This is a genomic window from Acetobacter cibinongensis, assembly GCF_000963925.1.
GTDB lineage: Bacteria > Pseudomonadota > Alphaproteobacteria > Acetobacterales > Acetobacteraceae > Acetobacter > Acetobacter cibinongensis.
Genome location: NZ_BAMV01000017.1, coordinates 293,270 through 312,357, shown reverse-complemented (window position 1 = coordinate 312,357; position 19,088 = coordinate 293,270). Strand labels below are relative to the sequence as shown.

The window sequence follows — 19,088 nt, the reverse complement described above, 5'->3', positions numbered from 1 at the left end:
TCAGCAAACGCCGTGCCGTGCGAGACGCAAAGAGAACGTGTTCACTCGCCAAGGGTTTTCAAACCCGACCTGAAACATTTGACCATAACCGATGGCAGCGACAGTGTTTCCACTGCATCAACGGACGTCAGAAAGCCGATCTGGGCAATCAGGTTTGAAAACCGTTTGACCTTTACTGCGTAAATACTGACTTCCAGCGTAAAATGCGTAAAAACATGGCGCACATCACCACATAGCAGCCAGTCTGCTTTAAGGGGTGCGTGCTCAAGAGCTTCAGCCTCAGACCACGGGGCACTGCGCCATTCTGTTCCCGGCAGTTCTGTCATGGCGGCAAGGAGGCCTGTCTCTGGCCTTTTACGCAGCAGGACCGAACCCGCTTCATCCATAACCAGAAAATGCACCCCGTAGCGCACGGGCTTTTCTGCTTTGGGGGCGCGGCGTGGCAGGGTTTCCGCCAGCCCTGCTTTATACCCGGCACACCCTGACTGCCACGGGCACAACCCGCAGGCGGGAGAGCGGGGCGAGCAGAGCGACGCACCCAGATCAAATAACGCCTGTGCAAAATCGGACGGGCGGGCCTTGGCCTCTTTATCCGCATTCAGACTTGCACCCAGTTGGCCCAAGGCCTTACGGGCTGCTGGAAGAGGCTCCTGCACGGCAAAAAGGCGGGCGGTAATGCGCTCCACATTTCCATCCACCGGCACAACAGGCACACCAAACGCAATGGCCGCCACTGCGGCGGCTGTATAAGCCCCTATGCCCGGCAGAGCGCGCAAACCCTCCACAGTCCGGGGAAAGCCCCCTAACTGTACCACCTGCTGCGCACAGGCATGCAGGTTGCGAGCACGGGAGTAATAGCCAAGCCCCGCCCATGCAGCCAGAACATCATCGCGTTCCGCAGCCGCCAATGCGTTAACTGTTGGAAATTTCTCCAGAAAACGATGATAATACGGACCAACCGCTTTAACCGTTGTCTGCTGGAGCATAATTTCACTAAGCCAGACATGGTAAGGGTCTGCGCTCTGGTCAGGGCCGGAACGCCACGGCAGCACACGCCGGTGGCGGTCATACCAATCAAGCAGGAGGTGGGCAGATGGGAGTGTCACGGAGGACGTTATGACGAAGGAGAGTGCCCCCGGCAAGATGGGTCAGACTGCGCGCACCACCCCGCGTGCCAAACCTGCCACCCCTACACGCCCTGCCCGCAGCAAGACTGAACCGCCGTCCCCGCCCCCCAAACGGGCATTTGCCGCGCGCAGCCTTGCGTCCCTGCTGCCAGCCGTGACAGCGCCAGCTTTCCGCCGCCGCTCCCCGGCCAGTGTTCAGGTCTTTACCGATTGGGCGGATATTATGGGGCCTGCCCATGCCGCCGTAACCACGCCCAGCAAACTGAGCGCTGGCACCTTGACCATTGCCTGCGCTGGGCCGGTTGCCATGGAATTACAGCATCTCAGCAGCACACTTATAGCCCGTATCAACACCTGGTGCGGCCATACTCTGGTCACCCGACTCCGTTTTGTGCAGGACCCCCAGGCCGGAGTTCGTCTGACCACGTCCTCCCGCCGGAAAAGCCTGCGGCCCGCACCAAGCTGTGTTGTGCCAGATATGGAAGAGAGCCCGCTACGAGCTGCCCTGGAGTCCTTGGGCGCACGCATTTTGCAGGAAAAACAGAAGCGTTAAGGCCCGGCGTACAGGGCATCAATAGAAAGTGTTATCAAACGCCCTTGAAAATGACATATTCGTAATGCTCTAGGTTTGCGCGTTATTCACAGACTTAGAACCATGAATCGTTTTTCAGCCATGCAGACCACTAAACTTCGCCCCACTTTATGCAGCCTTGCAGCCCACCGCGCCCTGCGCCAGCATGGGGCCACCAGCCTGTCGGACCTACAGTTCATGGAGCAATGGGCCTCTGGCGGCACAGGTGCCTCCGCCGCCAGCATTCTGCGTGCCGGGCAGATACGGCGCACCAACCCGGACCTGATGCAGGATATTGCACAAAGCGTGAGCGGCAGCCCGCAACTCCCACGTCATAAATCCTGCTAAAAATGCCGGGCAGGAGTGTAATCCTCCTGCCTCGCAGATTGCATCCCGCCGCCAACGCGGGCAGATTACAGCTCCATGAAAACTGTGTGTGAAAAACAGCGCGCCATCCGGGGTATGCCCCGTGTTGTGACCGTGCTCTCGGTGGCTGGGCTGGCAGCTTTATCTGCCTGTGCAAGCCAACCGGTTATGCGCACACCAGTGGCGGGCTCCAGCGTCAACCAGTGGAGCAGCTACATTCAGGAAGCCTCTAATCGGTTTTCAATCCCACAATCCTGGATCCGCGCTGTCATGCAGCAGGAATCTGGCGGTCATCAGTATATTCGGGGCCGTAAAGTGCGCTCGGTTCATGGCGCTGTGGGGCTTATGCAAATAAAACCCGCAACATATTACGAGCTGGCGCAACGCTACAGTCTGGGCTCAGACCCGTATGACCCGCACGATAATATTATGGCGGGCAGCGGTTATATTCGTGAACTGTATGACCGTTTCGGGTCTCCGCAATTTCTGGCAGCCTATAACTGCGGCCCTCAATGCGCAGAAAACCACAGGACGCGTGGCACTGCCCTGCCGGACTATGCCAAGACCTACATGGCAGCTATCAAACCGCACCTCAATGACCCCGTGCCCGCCCTGCTGCAACCTACCCAGATTGCGTATGCGCCAGCGCCCACGCCTCCGGTCCGGGTTGTGGCGGAAACCGCTGTTCCGGCGTCCACACCGCACTACGCAACAGGCACAGCGCCTCCTTTGCCTGATGACAGCATTGCGGCACCCGCGCCCTATAATGGAGCGGATGGTGCCATTGCTGTTTCCTCGGGTGATACACCCGCACCTGCTACAAGCTATGCGCAGCCCGCTACGGCAGCACCCGCTTATGCCGCCCCCGCGGCTGCGGCCATATGGCGGCAGGATAATGCCGCAACCTATGCCGCCAGTATTCAGATTGGCGCATTCTCCACACAGGACCGCGCCCTGCATGCCACGGCACTAGCCCGCCAAAGCTCTACAGCGCTCGCAAACGCCGTCAGCCAGATTGATCTGATCTCCCCTGCCGGGGCTGCGCACCCTGTCTGGCGCACCCGCCTTGCGGGGCTTCCGCCCGAGCAAACCGGCACAATCTGCACAAGCCTGCGGCAGCAGGGCGTACCCTGTGTTCCGGTCACAAACCCATAACCAGACCACGCTTATACGCCTTACGCACGCAGACGCTTGGCGGGACTGCCCCGACACGATATGAAGGCAGGCAAGACCCCTGTGACCACGAACCGGTGCCTGGCCTGAAAACAGACTAAAGGCAGGACTGGAAATATCGACGCCCCGCGCCGAAGGAGCCGTACCGACATTATGCCACGTCGTCTTATGCCCTGCCGTTCCGCCTCCGGTTCTGCCGCACAGTCACTGCGCGGCACGTCCTGGCTTCCCACCGCAGCCCTGCTGGGTCTGGCCGCTTTGTCCGCCTGCTCAAGCTCTCCCAAATCTGTGGGTGACCTCACAGCCCCACGCAACCACCTTATGGCAGAAGACCGCGGTGCCTCAGGCGGTGAGGATAAGCTGAAAGGCGGGGTCAACGCGTATCTCTGGCGCGCCACGCTGGACACCATCTCCTTCATGCCCGTTGCCACAGCGGATGCCGAGGGCGGCATTATCCTGACGGACTGGTACACGCCGCCCGCAGCACATGATGAACGCTTCAAGATTACCGCCTTCATTATTGACCGCCGCCTGCGGTCAGACGCCCTGCGCCTGTCCGTTTTCCGGCAGGTCAAACAGGGGACGGAGTGGGTCGACACACCAGCCGCAGGCAATACGGCGTCTGACATTGGGGCACGCATCCTGTCCCGCGCCCGCAAGCTGCGCGCTGACAACGGCAACCGGGACAACTAATCCAGCCCGGTTTTTCAGCGCTCCCTAATTCTCTCTCTTCATTTGTACGAGTTCCATGACACAGCCTGCCAACACACCAGCCACAGCGGCTCCTTCTGCCACATCTTACGATTTCGATTCTGTCGAACCCCGCTGGCAGAAGGCGTGGGACCAGGCAAGTGTCTTTACCGTGCCGGATGTTCCCCCGGCTGACCGCCCCAAATATTATGTACTGGAGATGTTCCCCTACCCCTCCGGCCAGTTGCACATGGGCCATGTCCGCAATTATGCTCTGGGGGACGTGGTTGCCCGCTACAAGCGCGCCCGTGGCTACGCCGTTCTTCATCCTATGGGGTGGGATGCCTTTGGCCTTCCCGCAGAAAATGCCGCACGTGAGCGCGGCGTTCACCCGCAGGAATGGACGCTCAACAATATTGCGGCCATGCGCACCACGCTCCAGCGCCTCGGGTTCTCCCTGAACTGGGACCGTGAAATTGCCACCTGCCTGCCAGACTATTACGGCAAGCAGCAGAAGCTGTTTCTGGACTTCATGCAGGCAGGGTTGGTGGAACGCCGGGAAAGCTGGGTCAACTGGGACCCGGTGGACCAGACCGTTCTGGCGAACGAACAGGTTGTAGATGGCTGCGGTTGGCGCTCAGGCGCGCCAATTGAGAAGAAGAAACTCTCTCAGTGGTTTCTGAAAATCACCGATTTTGCAGAAGACCTGCTAGATGGCCTGAAGAGCCTTGACCGCTGGCCAGACCGTGTCCGCACCATGCAGGAACGCTGGATTGGCCGCTCAGAAGGGGCGCATGTCACGTTCTCCCTTCATCAGCCTCCTGCTGGGCTGGACACCAACCTTAACGCGCTTGAGGTTTTTACCACACGACCAGACACCCTGTTTGGCATGTCTTTCCTTGCCATTGCCCCAGATCACCCGCTGGCAGCATGGGTCGGGCAGCAGAATGCTCAGGCCGCAGACTTTATTGCAGAATGCCGCCGCCTGGGCACATCCGTGGAAGCCGTGGAAACGGCTGAAAAACGCGGCTTTGATACGGGCCTGCGCGTCAACCATCCGTTCCTGGATAAAAGCTTTCCAATCTGGATCGCCAATTTTGTGCTGATGGATTACGGCACAGGCGCGCTGTTTGGCTGCCCATCCGGGGATCAGCGCGATCTTGATTTCGCACACAAATATTCTCTGCCGGTAACCCCTGTGGTGCTGCCACCGGGTAAAGATGCCGCAGACTTCGCCATTACCAAAAACGCCTTTACCGGTGATGGCACCATGATCAATTCAGGCTTTCTGGATGGGTTGAGCACGGAGGAAGCGCGCCGTGAAGCCATTGCCCGCCTTGAAGGGCTGGGCGTTGGCAAAGGAGTGACCAACTGGCGCCTGCGTGACTGGGGTGTTTCCCGCCAGCGGTACTGGGGCTGCCCTATTCCGGTTATTCATTGTGAAGAGTGCGGTGCAGTGCCCGTGCCAGACGCACAGCTACCGGTCAAACTGCCGGAAGATGTCACGTTTGATAAGCCGGGCAACCCGCTGGACCACCACCCCACATGGAAACATGTTGACTGCCCCAAATGCGGCAAACCCGCTACGCGTGAGACCGACACGTTTGACACATTTGTCGATAGCTCATGGTATTTTGCCCGCTTTACAGCACCAAAAGCGGACACCCCCACCGTGCGGGATGCCGCAGATGGCTGGCTGGCTGTAGACCAGTATATTGGCGGCATTGAACATGCCATTCTGCACCTGCTCTATGCGCGCTTCTTCACCAAAGCCATGCAGAAAACTGGCCACCTGAACGTAAGTGAACCGTTTGCCGGTCTGTTTACGCAAGGCATGGTCAGCCATGAAAGCTATAAGGATGCTTCAGGCAACTGGCTCTATCCGGAAGAAGTAGAGCGTAAGGGTGACACAGCCACCAAACGTGGGACGGATGAACCCGTCACCGTTGGGCGTGTAGAGAAAATGTCCAAATCCAAGCGTAATACTGTGGCCCCGGTGGCCATTATTGAGCGCTTTGGTGCTGATACGGCCCGATGGTTCGTTCTTTCAGACAGCCCGCCGGAACGCGACATGGAATGGACAGAAGCAGGCGTTGCCGGGGCAGCCCGTTTTGCACAACGCCTTTTCCGTCTGGTCCGTACGGTCGCAGAAACCGTTCCCGCGCAAGACGCCTGCCCCGCTGACATTGCCGCGCAGGCAGATGCCCTGCGTCGCGCAACCCACCGCACCATTGCCGCCGTTACGGAAGCACTGGAAAGCTTTGCCATCAATGTGGCTGTTGCCCGCCTGCATGAACTGACATCCGCTCTGGCGGACGCAGAAAAAACGGCTGACGCCACAGGCATGGCTTTTGCCCGCCGTGAGGCAGCCCGTACCCTGTGCCTGCTGTCCGCCCCCATGATGCCGCATCTGGCAGAAGAAATGTTCTCCCAGCTTGAGCCGGACGCGCCCATGGTTGTTCAGCAGCCCTGGCCGGAAGCAGAGCCTTCCCTGCTGGCAGCAACGCAAGTCACCATTGCCGTGCAGATCATGGGTAAGCTGCGCGGTACGATTGAAGCGGCTCCGGATGAAGACAAGGATGCCGTAGTGGCCCGTGCCGAGGCCGAGCCCAATGTGGCCCGGTTGCTGGAAGGCAAACGGATTGTCAAACGGGTCCATGTGCCTAACCGAATTGTTAACTTTGTAACGGCAGGCTGATGTCCCACTCCCGCTCTTTTCGCGCTGCTCTGGCCCGTTCTCTTACAGTCCTGCCGCTGCTGACGCTGCCTGTAGCCCTGAGTGGCTGCGGGTTTCAGCCGCTCTATGGTACGCAGGGTGCCAAGAATACCGTGCCGGTGGAAGACGAACTGAAGCAGGTTTATGTCGCCAACATTCCTGAACGCACAGGCCAGTTAATGCGCCTGGCGCTTCAGCAGAATATGGCAGGGGACGGCCCCGAAAACCCTGGAGGCTACACTCTGTATGCCCAGCCCAGTATTGGGCAGGAAGTCATTGATATTCATGCGGACAACACCGCAGGCCGTATCCGTATCAATGCTCATGCCCATTGGCAGCTTTACACTGTTGAGCAAAATCCCAAACTCTTGGCAGAGGGCGATGCCAGTAGCATGGACGGCTACAGCTCCCTGTACGAACAATATTTTGCACAGACTTTAAATAGCGAGACGGCAACTGCCCGTGTTACGCAAGCCTTAGCCGAGCAGGTAACACAGCAGGTTGCCACGTGGTTCCGCACCCACGCCGCCCCCTCTGTCAAGCGTGCACAAGGGCCAAAAACCTACTACCCAACCCCCAACGCCATGCCTGATTCCGAGAAGCAGTCCCCGATGGAAGAAGAAGGTGCAGACGCTATTCCCGACATGGCGACAGGGCGCGGCGCACCAAGCGCTGGCGCTCTGTAACTGTCAGGATGCACCATTGCAGGGTTACGCCAGAACCCTGCATGAAACTTTGGGCTGAACCATGAAAATTGACGCACGCTCCCTCCCCCGTGTCACGAAAGACCCCGGAGCATGGCACGTCATTCTGCTGCATGGGGAAGACACTGGCCTGATCCGTGAACGGGCGCAGGATGCCACACGCCAGATTGCCGGTTCCACCGATGACCCGTTCCGCGTTGCCGTTTTGGACAAGGAAACACACGACAGGCTGGAAGAAGAAGCCACGGCCCTCTCCCTCATGGGCGGGCGGCGCGTCGTGCGTGTGCGGGACGCGTCTGACAGCTTACTCAAAGCCGTAACAACTCTGCTCGACGCCCCGACAGACACTTTGGTTATTCTGGAAGCGCCAAGCCTTCCTTCGCGCTCAAAGCTACGTGCCCTGCTTGAAAAACGGCAGGATTGCGCAAGCGTAGGATGTTACCCGGAAGAAGGGCGCACGCTGGAGGGCACTATTACCCAAATGCTGACCGCACATCATGTTCGTATAGAGCAGGATGCTCTGCATTGGCTGACAGGGCGTTTGGGGTCAGACCGAGGGGCTGCACGCAGCGAAGTTGAAAAACTGGCGCTCTATGCCGGAGACACCGGAACCCTGACACTGGATGATGCACGAGCCTGCATTGGAGATGCTGGCAGCGTATCCATAGAAGATGCCGCCTTTGCGGCAACGGAAGGACGCAGAGCCGATGCTGACCTGGCCATAGAGCGAGCCTTGGCTGAGGGTACCAGCCCCATTACCATTGCCCGGGCTTTTCTCAGCCATTTACACCGTCTGCGCCGTGTGCGGGCGGCCATGGCTGATGGAGAAAGCCGGACGGAGGCTGTAAAAGCACTCCGCCCCCCTGTGTTCTTTAAACGGACCGCAGGGTTTAACCGTGCGCTGGACCTCTGGTCACTCGCAGCGCTAACAGAAGCCCTACAAGAGACGCAGGCGCTTGAATTGGCCTGCAAGCAGACTGGTGCGCCAGACGAGCTGTTATGCAAGCGCCATGTTGCCACTCTCTGCGCCAAAGCGGCGCGTGCAGCGCGGCGGTATTAAGCGCTCTTGCCGGGACAGACCTGTCTGGTATAAGCAGGGCCGGTGTGTCCGCGTAGCTCAGCAGGATAGAGCACAGGATTCCTAATGTAATTGGGCGCCATGACGGGAAACCCCATGGTGTATTCGCTCAAAGTCGGGGAACGCTCTGACCCTCTTGGGTCGTGCCAATCCCGAGCCAAGCCGCGCCTGAAAAGGCCGGAAGGTGTAGAGACTGGATGGGCGATGCCTAAGGACCATACGGTCTAGGGCAAAGGGACAGTCCAGACCACGAACACGCTTTTGCATATGCAAAGGCGGGGCGGTGAAAACCGAAGTGGTATGAATCCTGGGGCCATGGGTTCGAATCCCGTCGCGGACACCACCTCATCACACCAAAAATTACATGATTTTTTACTGTGAGAGTTCTGCTTTTAGCCAAGTAAAGCTTCGGTGCTACTCTCAGAAAATCGCCCTGCCCTTTGTAACGGGGGCCAGGTATTCATAATTTTTCTCTTAGTTGCGTACCCCCACAGCAAAAGCCGTGAGGGCGCAAATTTACGAGCTTAAGCAGACAGAACCTTGCTAATAACTGCCTGTGCCTCTTCCTGAATTTCTTTCAAATGTTCAGGGCCTTTAAAGCTTTCCGCATAAATCTTGTACACATCTTCCGTGCCGGACGGACGGGCCGCAAACCAACCATCTTGTGTGGTCACTTTCAGGCCACCAATCGCTGCCCCATTGCCGGGAGCCTTGGTCAGCTTGGCTGTAATAGCCTCACCCGCCAGCGTATCCCCTGGATATTGCTCGGGAGACAGCTTGGAAAGCTTTGCTTTCTGGTCCGGCGTAGCCGCAGCATCTATGCGCTGATAGTAGGGTGTGCCCAACCGCGCACTGATCTCGTGGTAATGCTGGCTCGGGTTTTTACCTGTTTTGGCTGTAATTTCCGCAGCAAGAAGACTCAGGATCAAGCCGTCCTTATCTGTTGTCCAAACCGTGCCATCACGCCGCAAGAAGGTGGCCCCTGCACTTTCCTCACCGCCAAAACCCAGTGATCCATCCATAAGGCCGGGCACAAACCACTTCAGCCCAACCGGAACCTCAACCAGTTTACGGCCCAGCTCTGCCGCAACACGGTCTATCAGGCTGCTGCTCACCAGTGTTTTGCCAATCCCCAGATCTTTGCTCCACTGCGGGCGATTCTGGTACAGGTAGGAAATTGCAACAGCCAGATAATGGTTAGGGTTCAACAGCCCATCAGGTTGCGCCACAATGCCATGACGGTCTGCATCCGTGTCATTCGCAAAAGCGACATTAAATTCTGAACCCAGATTAATCAGCCGCGCCATGGCATAGGGGGAAGAGCAATCCATACGGATCTGGCCATCCCAGTCAGCCGTCATAAAGCCAAACTGCGGATCAACTTCATTGCTGACAATGGTGGCGTTCAGACCATAATGGTCAACAATCCGCTGCCAGTAATCCACTGCGGCACCACCGAGCGGATCAATGCCAATCCGGACTTTTGCGTCCCGAATAGCGGCCATATCAATAACAGACTCAAGGTCCGCCACATACGGCGTCACAAAGTCATATTTGGTAATGCAGGGCTGTTTGATCGCCTCTTCATAACTCAGGCGTTTTACGTCTTTCAGCCCATCAGCCAGAAATCCGTTCGCCATGTCCTGAATGGCTTTTGTAATAGCTGTATCGGCCGGGCCACCATGGGACGGATTGTATTTAAACCCGCCATCAATGGGTGGATTGTGAGAGGGTGTGACCACAATACCATCAGCAAGACCCGTGGTACGGCCTTTATTATACGTCAGAATAGCATGAGAGATCACAGGCGTTGGGGTGTAACCGTCTGCCTGGTCAATGTGCACAGAAATGCCGTGCGCCGCCAGAACCTCCAGCGCGCTCCGCTGAGCAGGCGCTGATACGGCATGGCTATCTATGCCCAGAAAAAGCGGGCCATCAATGCCTTCCGCCTTGCGGTAGCGGGCAATAGCCTCACAGATTGCCAGAATATGGTTTTCATTAAAGCTGGTATGCAACGGTGAACCACGGTGACCCGATGTTCCAAACGCCACACGCTGGGTTGCAATGGCAGGGTCCGGTTTGCGGTCATAATACGCTGACAGAAGAGCGGGAATATCGGCCAGATCTGCTGCGGGTAGCTTATGTCCTGCCAATGGGCTGATGTTTGCCATGCGTGTGTCTGCTCCTCACCGTTTTAAGGGGTGTTCATGTTGTCACACTACCAAACACCGTCTCGTGCAGCGGGTCTAGCCCTGCATGGGCAGGAAATATTATTTTGCAGAACGAAAAAATTTTACAAACAAAGGCAGCATAGTGGTGCCATATTTCCAATGGCATACTGTAGAATTCTTTAGGGTGCTGGGAGTTTTACGGCTGGTGTTCCAGGCCTGCACCAGCGTGCCTCTCTCAGGCTTCGCTAGCCTGTGGGGGTCGGCGAATAAAGGCAAACTGCGCCCCACTCTCAACCTGTTTTTTAGAGGGGGACGAAACAGCCGCCCGTTGTTCGGCCATGCGCTGCGCTAACGGAATAGCGGCCTTGTCCTCACGTAAAAGACCGATCAAAGCGCGGGCGCGCAAGACCTCTTCTTCATTTGTCAGGCTATAATAAATGGCGCGAGATTCGCGCCGTGGCGCAATAATGTCAGCGCGGCGTAATGTGCCAAGCTGCTGGCTGAGTGTTGGCTGGCCAATGCCGGTTTTGGCTTCCAGCTCACTCACGGCAAGCGGTCCACGCAACAGGGCATCCACAATAATCAAACGCTGTGGCTGCGCAAAAAGCTTCAGGCGCTCAACAAGCTGTTTTGCTTCCTCAAGTGAAAGCGGGGTCATGCCTTAGACCCCTGTGACAAATCCATAAACCATGCAGGACCAGCGGCTGCCACGGCCTGCTGTGTCTGTTGAATGGGGGCTATAACGGGTTGTCCCACCTGCCAGCCTTCAGGAGTCATGACCCCATCCTGCGCCACGCGCTGAAGAGCCTGAACCAGACGCAACAACTCCTGCACGGAGCGTCCAACGGTTGGGGGGTACCAGCTAATGGCCTGCACAATGCCGTCAGGGTCAATGACATACACAGCACGTACCGTCACGCTGCTTTGGGCCGTCATGTCCAGCATACCGTAAGCACGGGCAATAGACATGGAAGGGTCTTCCACAATCGGGAAGGGAATGGTCACACCAAACTGTGTCCGGATAGCTTCCACCCACGCCAGATGAGACGGCAGACTATCAACAGACACCCCGACAAGAGCGCAATTCAAAGCTCTGAACTGCGGCTCAGCACGCGCAAGGGCTATGAACTCACTTGTGCAGACCGGTGTAAAATCAGCCGGATGCGCAAACAGCAGAACCCAGTGCCCCTGTAAAGCACTGAAAGTCAGGTCACCATGTGTGGTGCGTGCCATAAAATCTGGCGCGGAGTCACCAATCTGCAGAATGGCCCGCGAGTGATAAAGGGGGCAGGAGTCCAAATTACTGTCGCTCATAAAGCGTTCTTAAGCGGATTGGCGTGCTTGACGCAAGATGGTTTCGTATTTAATGAAATATGATATACACATTTATATTAAATCTTAAACTGTAAGGGTGCCAAAGATGACGGATTCGCCTCTGGCCACGGCAACAGCTCAAATTCTGAAAGCCGAACGCGAGCCCGGCCTCAAACCTGTAGTCAAAACTTTTTTTGACGAAACCACCTTCACCGCCAGCCATGTCGTCCATGACCCCAGCACCAAAACAGCCGTCATTATCGACAGCGTGCTGGACTATGAGGCGGCATCAGGCCGCACCAAGCATACTTCTGCCGAGCAGATTGTCGCCTATGTCAAAGCCGAAGGGCTGAGCGTTGCCTGGCAACTTGAAACCCATGCCCACGCTGACCACCTGTCCGCCGCCCCTTGGTTACAGGAACAACTGGGCGGCAAACTCGGCATCGGTGCGGATATTGTGCGCGTTCAGGAGGTCTTTGGCAAAATCTTCAACGCTGGCACCCCCTTTGCACGCGATGGCTCACAGTTTGACCATCTTTTCCGTGATGGAGACCAGTTCAAGGTTGGTGCACTGGATGCCATAGCCCTGCATGTTCCGGGCCACACCCCTGCGGACATGGCCTTTATTATCGGGGATGCCGCTTTTATTGGTGACACCCTGTTCATGCCCGATTACGGCACCGCCAGAGCAGACTTTCCGGGCGGCGATGCCCGCATGCTGTTCCGCTCCATTCGCCGCCTTCTCAGCCTTCCTGACCAGACACGCCTCTTCCTGTGCCACGATTACAAGGCACCGGGGCGCGATACATTTGCGTGGGAAACAACGGTTGGCGCTGAACGCGCAGGCAATATTCATGTGTATGACGGCGCACAGGAAGACGAATTTGTGCAAATGCGCACAACGCGAGATGCCAAGCTCTCTCTCCCCAACCTGATCATGCCATCCGTGCAGATCAATATGCGGGGCGGCCACATGCCCGAACCAGAAGAGAACGGCGTAAGCTATATAAAAATTCCTATCAATAAACTCTAAGTATCTCGTCCCCACTCCCACCCACACTAGGCCCACATCATGTCAGCGTCTCTTCTTCATACTGTTCTAGAAATATTTTCCGGCATGTTAGTGGGCTTTACCTTGGGGCTGATTGGTGGGGGTGGCTCCATTCTTGCTGTGCCCCTCATGGTTTATCTGGTGGGTGTGACCAACCCTCATGTTGCGCTAGGCACAAGCGCTCTAGCCGTTGCGGTCAACGCTTTGGTGGGGCTGGCGCAACACGCACGCGCCCACACAGTCAAATGGCGCTGCGCGGCAATCTATGCCTCCTGCGGCATTGTCGGGGCCTTCCTTGGCGCCACTGCGGGTAAGGCTGTTGACGGCAAACACCTCCTCCTCTGCTTCGCCATTCTCATGATTGGTGTTGCCATCATCATGATCCGTGGCCGCCGCAATGAGGGCTGCCCTGGCGCCAGTTGTAACCGCAACAATGCTGGAAAAGTGGCCGGGTTTGGCCTTGGCACCGGCCTGCTCTCCGGCTTCTTTGGTATCGGCGGCGGTTTTCTCATTGTGCCGGGGCTCATTGCCTCAACCGGCATGCCCATACTGAATGCTGTTGGCACTTCTCTTGTGGCTGTCTCAGCTTTTGGTTTCAGCACAGCCCTCAGTTACATGATTTCCGGCTACATAGACTGGCAGCTTGCCGCCCTGTTCATTTTTGGGGGAGCCATTGGTAGCGTCTTGGGCACACAGGTTGCTCGGCGCATGGCCCGCTCCAAAGGCACCCTGATCCTCTTTTTTGCGACAGTCATCTTCTGCGTTGCTGGCTACATGATCTGGCAGAGTCTCCGCTAAAACCAATACCAATATTTAATATTTATATGAAAGTGTTAGGCAGCATCATAGCTGCCTTTCTTTTTGTCGAAATAAACGTCAAAACATTGTTTTTAATCATTTTTTTGAGTTTTCCTTTCCATATCCCGACATTTGAAGATCTCTTAAAGTTGATCTAAAGCCATCAGATTGCTTGACACTTAATGTTTTTATGAATATTTTTTCCATACTTTATTTTTTCAATAAAGTGTTGTGATGCTTTCCAGCGCTTTATGCAGGGTCAGGCGCATTCCATGCAGTCCTCACAGTCTCAAACACAGTGGCAGCTTTCGGGGCTCACCCGTCGGGCCAGAGGTCTGCTTGGTGCATCGGTCGCTTTAGGGAGTGGCGCGGCCATTCTGTTTGTATGGCAGCTTTCATTACTGGCCCACCTTGTCGATGACCTCACTTTTCAGGGTCAACCACTCACCTCAGTTGAAAGCGATTTTTTAAAAGTAATTGCTTTCAGTGCAGGATTTCTGGTTCTGCAATGGCTGGCGGACATGGCTGGCACAGAAGCTGGGCTGCGCATTAGCGCTTCTGTTCAACAAGATGGGCTAAAGCACCTTTTCCGCGCTGGGCCTGTTGGGTCCGCCACCCAACCCACAGGGCAACTTGTTACCACCCTGACGGAGGCCACTACGGCTCTTGAGCCCTATTTTGCCCAATATATTCCACGGGCTGCCATGATGGTGGTTTTACCCCTCTTTATTCTGGCACGTGTTTTTGCGCTGGATGGGTGGAGTTTTGTGGTTCTGGCCTGCACGGGCCCCTTGGTACCGCTTTTTATGGCTCTGGTGGGGTATAGCGCACAAAGCGTTATGGACCGCCAATGGGTGCAACTGGTGCTTATGGGGTCCAGCTTCATGGACTATCTGAAAGGTTTGCGCACCGTCAGGCTATTTGCACAAACTCAGAACAGCATAAAAGCCATGACAGCCCAAACCGAGGCACACCGGCTGGCAACGCTCTCGGTCATGCGTATTGCGTTTCTGACCTCTGCTGTGCTGGAGTTTTTTGCCAGCCTCTCCATTGCCTTAGTCGCTGTCATTTTTGGCGCACGCCTGCTGTCTGGCACAGCAGATTTTCGGTCTGCTTTTCTGGTTCTGTTGCTGGCACCAGAGTATTTTATGCCATTGCGCGCATTTTCTGCCAGCTACCATGCAAGGCAAAATGCCAATGCTGCGGCAAAACGTTTAGCTGATCTGTTCACCCTTCCTGCCTATGCCGCAGCACGTTATGGCACTGAACAGCCCAAACACGCAGGCAGCGTAGAGGCGCTCTCCTGTCATATGCTATCTGCCGGATATGCGACTGGCAAAACAGAGCAGATCAACTGTGTAACGGCAACCTTCTACAAAGGCCAACTTTCAGTGTTGGTGGGGGAAAGTGGCGCAGGAAAAACCACTCTGCTCCGGGCCGTTCTCGGCTTTCTGCCACTATCTTCTGATACCTGCGCAGCTTTTGACCAGAATGGCCAGAGCATCGCGTTACAGAATTGTCGTATGGCGTGGGTGCCACAACGCCCCCTCCTTGTTTTTGGCACAATTGCGGAAAACCTTCGTCTTGCTGCGCCCCATGCGTCCTTGGCGGATCTGCACCACGTAGCCGAGCAAGCTGATATTCTGCCCTTCATCCAGTCCCTCCCGCATGGGTTTGAGACTCAGGTGGGGGAACGGGGCTCCTCCCTTTCTGGCGGACAACTAAAAAGATTAGCTCTGGCACGCGCTCTTTTAGGAAAACCAGATATATTGTGCGTGGATGAACCGACAGCGCACCTGAATAGCGAAAGCACTGCCAGCATTACGCAAACCCTGAGCCGTTGTGCCCGTGACTGCATTGTTATTGCAGCCACACATCAGGACACTCTTATCAGCCATGCCGATCAGGTGCTGTATGTTTCACAAGGCCATGTCACGTCTTTCCGTGAAAGGGCTGTAGCATGACCCTGTTCCGCGCCTTTTTTACGTTATCCCGCGCAGCACAACGGCAGCTTGCCTTTGGTGCCATTCTGGCTTGTCTTGCAGCTTTAGCCAATTTTGGCCTTCTGTTTTTATCAGGCTGGCTCTTGGCGGGTGCGGCCTGTGCAGGTCTGGCCGGTCTGGCTGCACAGCAAGCCTTTAACATGGTGCTGCCTGCAACGGGCGTACGCTTCTTTGCCATGATGCGTATTCTTGCCCGGTATGGGGAGCGGCTTGTTACGCATGATGGTGCATTGCGCATCATAGGCCAGTTGCGGGTTGCCTGTTATGGCCGTATTGCTCCGCAGGCACCCGCCATTTTACATGCGCAGCGTGGTGGGGACCTCCTGGCCCGCTTTGTCACCGACACCGATACTGCGGGACAATATTACACAGATGTGCTGATTCCCTTCATAAGAGCATGTGTGTGTGGTATTTTCTTCATTGCTATCACTGCAATTTTTTCTTTTCACTGCGCCATCACTCTTGCTGTTGCCCTTTTACTCTGCATCGTTATAGCGGGCGCCATAAAAGCACGATGCGCTACTTTGTCTGACCGTCTATCAGCAACGCAAAGCCGTATTCAAAGTGAACTGGCAGACACCATTACCGCCATAGGGGAAAGCTTGTCCCTTGGTGCCAGCTTTCACCAACAGAGCGTCATCATGCAGTGTCAGGCTGAGTTATCAGCAACAAAGCGTCACCTCGCTGCTTTGGAAAACGGCGCAAGTAGCCTCATTGCATTTTGCGCGACACTTACAGCGCTCTGCATTCTTTTCTTTGCAGTTAAGGATTTTCAGGCCCATCTTCTCACGCTCCCTGAAGTTCCCATGCTGGTTCTGGGCGGGTTGGCAGCTTTTGATGTCATGTCCCCCCTCCCCACAGCGCAGAAAACGCTTGCTCAGGTCCACCGTGCATTCGATCGCCTTGAAGATGCATGTTTCAGCAATACGACTGCAAAAAGCACATCCAACGATAAAGCTTTTTCGGATTATTCATCTCTTCAGTTTGAAAATATCTGTTTCCGCTATTCCGGTCAGGAGCAGGATATTTTCCATCACGCCACGCTCTGCGTAAAACAGGGCGAGCGTGTTGCCATAACTGGCCCTTCAGGATGCGGAAAAAGCAGCCTTATTAGCATGTTGTTCGGGTTTTATCCCCTTCAGTCAGGCCGCATTCTGTTAGGCGGTAGCGATGTACATACACGCACGCCTGAAGACCTTGCTCAGGTCATAAGCGTTGCTGGCCAGGACTTTCATCTGTTCAACGGCACAGTGCGGGACAACCTTCTTTTTGCAAACCCTGCCTCTACAGAAGAGGACATGGTAGCCGCACTCCATACCGTGCAGCTTACCGACTTCCTGGCAACAGCCCCCAATGGTCTGGACAGCTTTGTGGGAGACGAAGGTTTGCAGCTTTCCGGTGGTCAGGCCAAACGCCTGAGTATTGCTCAGGCACTTTTGCGCAAGACGCCATGGATTATTCTGGATGAACCCACAGAAGGGCTTGATGCCACAACAGAGCAACATCTGCTTGAGCAGCTCATAGCGGCCAGACCGGATGCTACGCTGCTTTGCATGACACATAGGGCAGCAGTCCTGCCTTTTATGACAAGAGTGCTCCGTATTCAGGATGATGCCTTCTGCCCCAGCGAGGAGAAAAAACCATGATCTAACAAAATTTTTCTGGTTTTTCTTCTTAGTAAAGGTTTTTAAAATGGATCTTATCAACCCGACTGTTGTTGATCTTTCGCGTTTTCAGTTTGCACTGACCGCATTGTATCACTTCATGTTTGTCCCGCTGACGCTGGGGCTCACTTTCATGCTTGCCGCCATGGAAACCGTCTATGTGGTGACCGGGCGCAAAGTTTACAAAGATATGGCCCAGTTCTGGGGCAAACTTTTTGGAATTAACTTCGCCATTGGTGTTGCAACGGGCATTACCATGGAATTCGAATTTGGCACCAACTGGTCCATGTATTCCCGCTTCTTTGGGGACATGTTTGGCACGCCGCTGGCTATTGAAGGACTTATGGCCTTCTTTATGGAATCAACCTTTGTTGGGCTGATGTTTTTTGGCTGGGACCGTTTGAGCAAACCTGCCCATCTGGCCATCACCTATCTGGTAGCACTTGGCTCCAACCTCTCTGCCTTGTGGATTCTGGTTGCAAACGCCAGCATGAATGTGCCCGAAGGTGCGCATTTTGACCCAGACACCATGCGCATGCAGTTTGACAGCTTTGTCAGCGTTGTGTTCAACCCGGATGCCCAATCCAAATTCGTTCATACATCCGTTGCCGGATATGTCTCCGCAGCCTTGTTTGTGATGGGTATTAGCGCGTTCTACATTCTGCGCGGTCAGCACAAAGAGTTTGCGGCGCGTTCCTTCCGTATGGCAGCCCTGTTTGGCATTATCTCTACCGTCGCCGTCATTACTCTTGGTGACGTTCTCGGCCGTATGGATTATGAAAAACAGCCTACTAAAATTGCGGCTATTGAAGGCCTTTGGCACACCAGCAAACCGCCATATGAACCCTGGATTCTTGCGGCCCTCCCTGATGACGCAAAACAGGAAAACCATTTTGAAATTGGTGTTCCATTCGTTTTAACGCCTCTTATCACGCACGAATTCAATACCCCCATCACCGGCCTGCATGAATTACAGGACGCCGCTGGCCCGCGTATCCGCTCTGGCATTGAAGCCGTATCAGCTTTGCGCCGTTACGGTGAAACACACCAGCAGTCTGACCTGGATATTTTCCATGCTCATGAAGGCGATATGGGCTTTGGTTTTCTGGCCACCCGCCACGCCCCCAATCAGGACGTTACGGCCATCCCCGCGACAGCGCTTGATCAGGTTGTAGAGGAAACAAAACCCGACATTCTTCCGAATGTTTTTGTAACCTTCTGGGCTTTCCGCCTGATGGTGTTCCTCGCACTCTACTTCTTTGCTCTGTTTGCCATTTCCGCCTACCTGAGCCTCAAGAATAAACTTGAACGCAACAAACTGCTGCTCCGCCTGTGCATGTGGTCTATCCCGCTGCCCATTCTGGCTACGGAATTCGGGTGGATTACGGCAGAAGCAGGCCGCCAGCCATGGACTGTGTTTAACAAGCTGCCAACCTTCATGTCAGCTTCCACGCACAGCACCTCTTACATGCTGTTCTCTCTTGCAGGCTTTACGGTGCTTTACAGCATTTTCATTGCTGCTGAACTTTACCTGATGTTCAAGTTCGCACGGCTTGGCCCGGAAGAGCACGGCAGTGCGCATGGCAATGCGGAACCGGCTTATCTTCACGCAACACAGCCTGCCCCGGCAGCAGAATAATCCTGCCACAAGAAAGGGCCTGT

16 protein-coding genes are annotated in these 19,088 nt (G+C 55.5%); 12 read left to right on the top strand and 4 right to left on the bottom strand.

What is annotated here, in order from left to right:
* Positions 1-41: 41 nt before the first annotated feature.
* A complete protein-coding gene (gene mutY, locus Abci_RS10620) occupies positions 42-1,106 on the bottom strand; it encodes an A/G-specific adenine glycosylase (protein ID WP_048839096.1) in 1,065 nt (354 codons plus the stop codon).
* Positions 1,107-1,116: 10 nt separating this feature from the next.
* On the opposite strand from mutY, the gene Abci_RS10615 reads away from it, so the two are divergent.
* The 7 genes from Abci_RS10615 to holA all read left to right on the top strand — a co-directional run bounded on the left by Abci_RS10615 (position 1,117) and on the right by holA (position 8,407).
* Complete coding sequence (locus Abci_RS10615; protein WP_048839095.1) at positions 1,117-1,680, top strand: DUF721 domain-containing protein; 564 nt, start codon at positions 1,117-1,119, stop codon at positions 1,678-1,680.
* A gap of 102 nt (positions 1,681-1,782) precedes the next feature.
* A complete protein-coding gene (locus Abci_RS10610) occupies positions 1,783-2,046 on the top strand; it encodes a hypothetical protein (protein WP_052944818.1) in 264 nt (87 codons plus the stop codon).
* Positions 2,047-2,121: 75 nt separating this feature from the next.
* A complete protein-coding gene (locus Abci_RS10605) occupies positions 2,122-3,219 on the top strand; it encodes a lytic transglycosylase domain-containing protein (protein ID WP_048839094.1) in 1,098 nt (365 codons plus the stop codon).
* Between the two features lie 171 nt (positions 3,220-3,390).
* Complete coding sequence (locus Abci_RS10600; RefSeq protein ID WP_084597619.1) at positions 3,391-3,930, top strand: DUF3576 domain-containing protein; 540 nt, start codon at positions 3,391-3,393, stop codon at positions 3,928-3,930.
* A 55-nt stretch (positions 3,931-3,985) separates the two neighbouring features.
* Positions 3,986-6,625 carry a leucine--tRNA ligase gene (gene leuS, locus Abci_RS10595; RefSeq protein ID WP_048839093.1) on the top strand — a complete coding sequence of 880 codons (2,640 nt, stop codon included), beginning with the start codon at positions 3,986-3,988 and terminating at the stop codon, positions 6,623-6,625.
* A complete protein-coding gene (locus Abci_RS10590) occupies positions 6,625-7,329 on the top strand; it encodes a lipoprotein (RefSeq protein ID WP_048839092.1) in 705 nt (234 codons plus the stop codon). The genes leuS and Abci_RS10590 overlap by 1 nt, the downstream gene beginning before the upstream one ends.
* Before the next feature lie 61 nt (positions 7,330-7,390).
* Positions 7,391-8,407, top strand: a complete 1,017-nt coding sequence (gene holA, locus Abci_RS10585) for a DNA polymerase III subunit delta (protein ID WP_048839091.1) — start codon at positions 7,391-7,393, stop codon at positions 8,405-8,407.
* A 542-nt stretch (positions 8,408-8,949) separates the two neighbouring features.
* On the opposite strand, the gene pgm is transcribed toward holA, so the two are convergent.
* The 3 genes from pgm to Abci_RS10570 form a co-directional block, all read right to left on the bottom strand.
* Entirely contained in the window at positions 8,950-10,596 is a 1,647-nt protein-coding gene (pgm, locus tag Abci_RS10580; protein ID WP_048839090.1) for a phosphoglucomutase (alpha-D-glucose-1,6-bisphosphate-dependent), read from the bottom strand.
* Between the two features lie 235 nt (positions 10,597-10,831).
* Positions 10,832-11,254 (bottom strand): ArsR/SmtB family transcription factor, encoded by a 423-nt coding sequence (locus Abci_RS10575; protein WP_048839089.1) that lies wholly within the window; start codon positions 11,252-11,254, stop codon positions 10,832-10,834.
* Entirely contained in the window at positions 11,251-11,910 is a 660-nt protein-coding gene (locus tag Abci_RS10570) for a peroxiredoxin (protein WP_048839088.1), read from the bottom strand. Before Abci_RS10570 ends, Abci_RS10575 begins: the two co-directional genes overlap by 4 nt.
* A 106-nt stretch (positions 11,911-12,016) precedes the next feature.
* Between Abci_RS10570 and Abci_RS10565 the strand changes: the two genes are divergently transcribed.
* From Abci_RS10565 to Abci_RS10545, 5 genes are all read left to right on the top strand, one after another.
* Positions 12,017-12,943 carry an MBL fold metallo-hydrolase gene (locus Abci_RS10565; protein ID WP_048839087.1) on the top strand — a complete coding sequence of 309 codons (927 nt, stop codon included), beginning with the start codon at positions 12,017-12,019 and terminating at the stop codon, positions 12,941-12,943.
* A 39-nt stretch (positions 12,944-12,982) separates the two neighbouring features.
* A complete protein-coding gene (locus tag Abci_RS10560; RefSeq protein ID WP_048839086.1) occupies positions 12,983-13,759 on the top strand; it encodes a sulfite exporter TauE/SafE family protein in 777 nt (258 codons plus the stop codon).
* 272 nt (positions 13,760-14,031) lie between these two features.
* Positions 14,032-15,723 (top strand): thiol reductant ABC exporter subunit CydD, encoded by a 1,692-nt coding sequence (cydD, locus tag Abci_RS10555; RefSeq protein ID WP_048839085.1) that lies wholly within the window; start codon positions 14,032-14,034, stop codon positions 15,721-15,723.
* Positions 15,720-17,408 carry a thiol reductant ABC exporter subunit CydC gene (gene cydC, locus Abci_RS10550; RefSeq protein WP_048839084.1) on the top strand — a complete coding sequence of 563 codons (1,689 nt, stop codon included), beginning with the start codon at positions 15,720-15,722 and terminating at the stop codon, positions 17,406-17,408. Before cydD ends, cydC begins: the two co-directional genes overlap by 4 nt.
* Before the next feature lie 46 nt (positions 17,409-17,454).
* Positions 17,455-19,065, top strand: a complete 1,611-nt coding sequence (locus tag Abci_RS10545; protein ID WP_048839179.1) for a cytochrome ubiquinol oxidase subunit I — start codon at positions 17,455-17,457, stop codon at positions 19,063-19,065.
* Positions 19,066-19,088 lie beyond the last annotated feature (23 nt).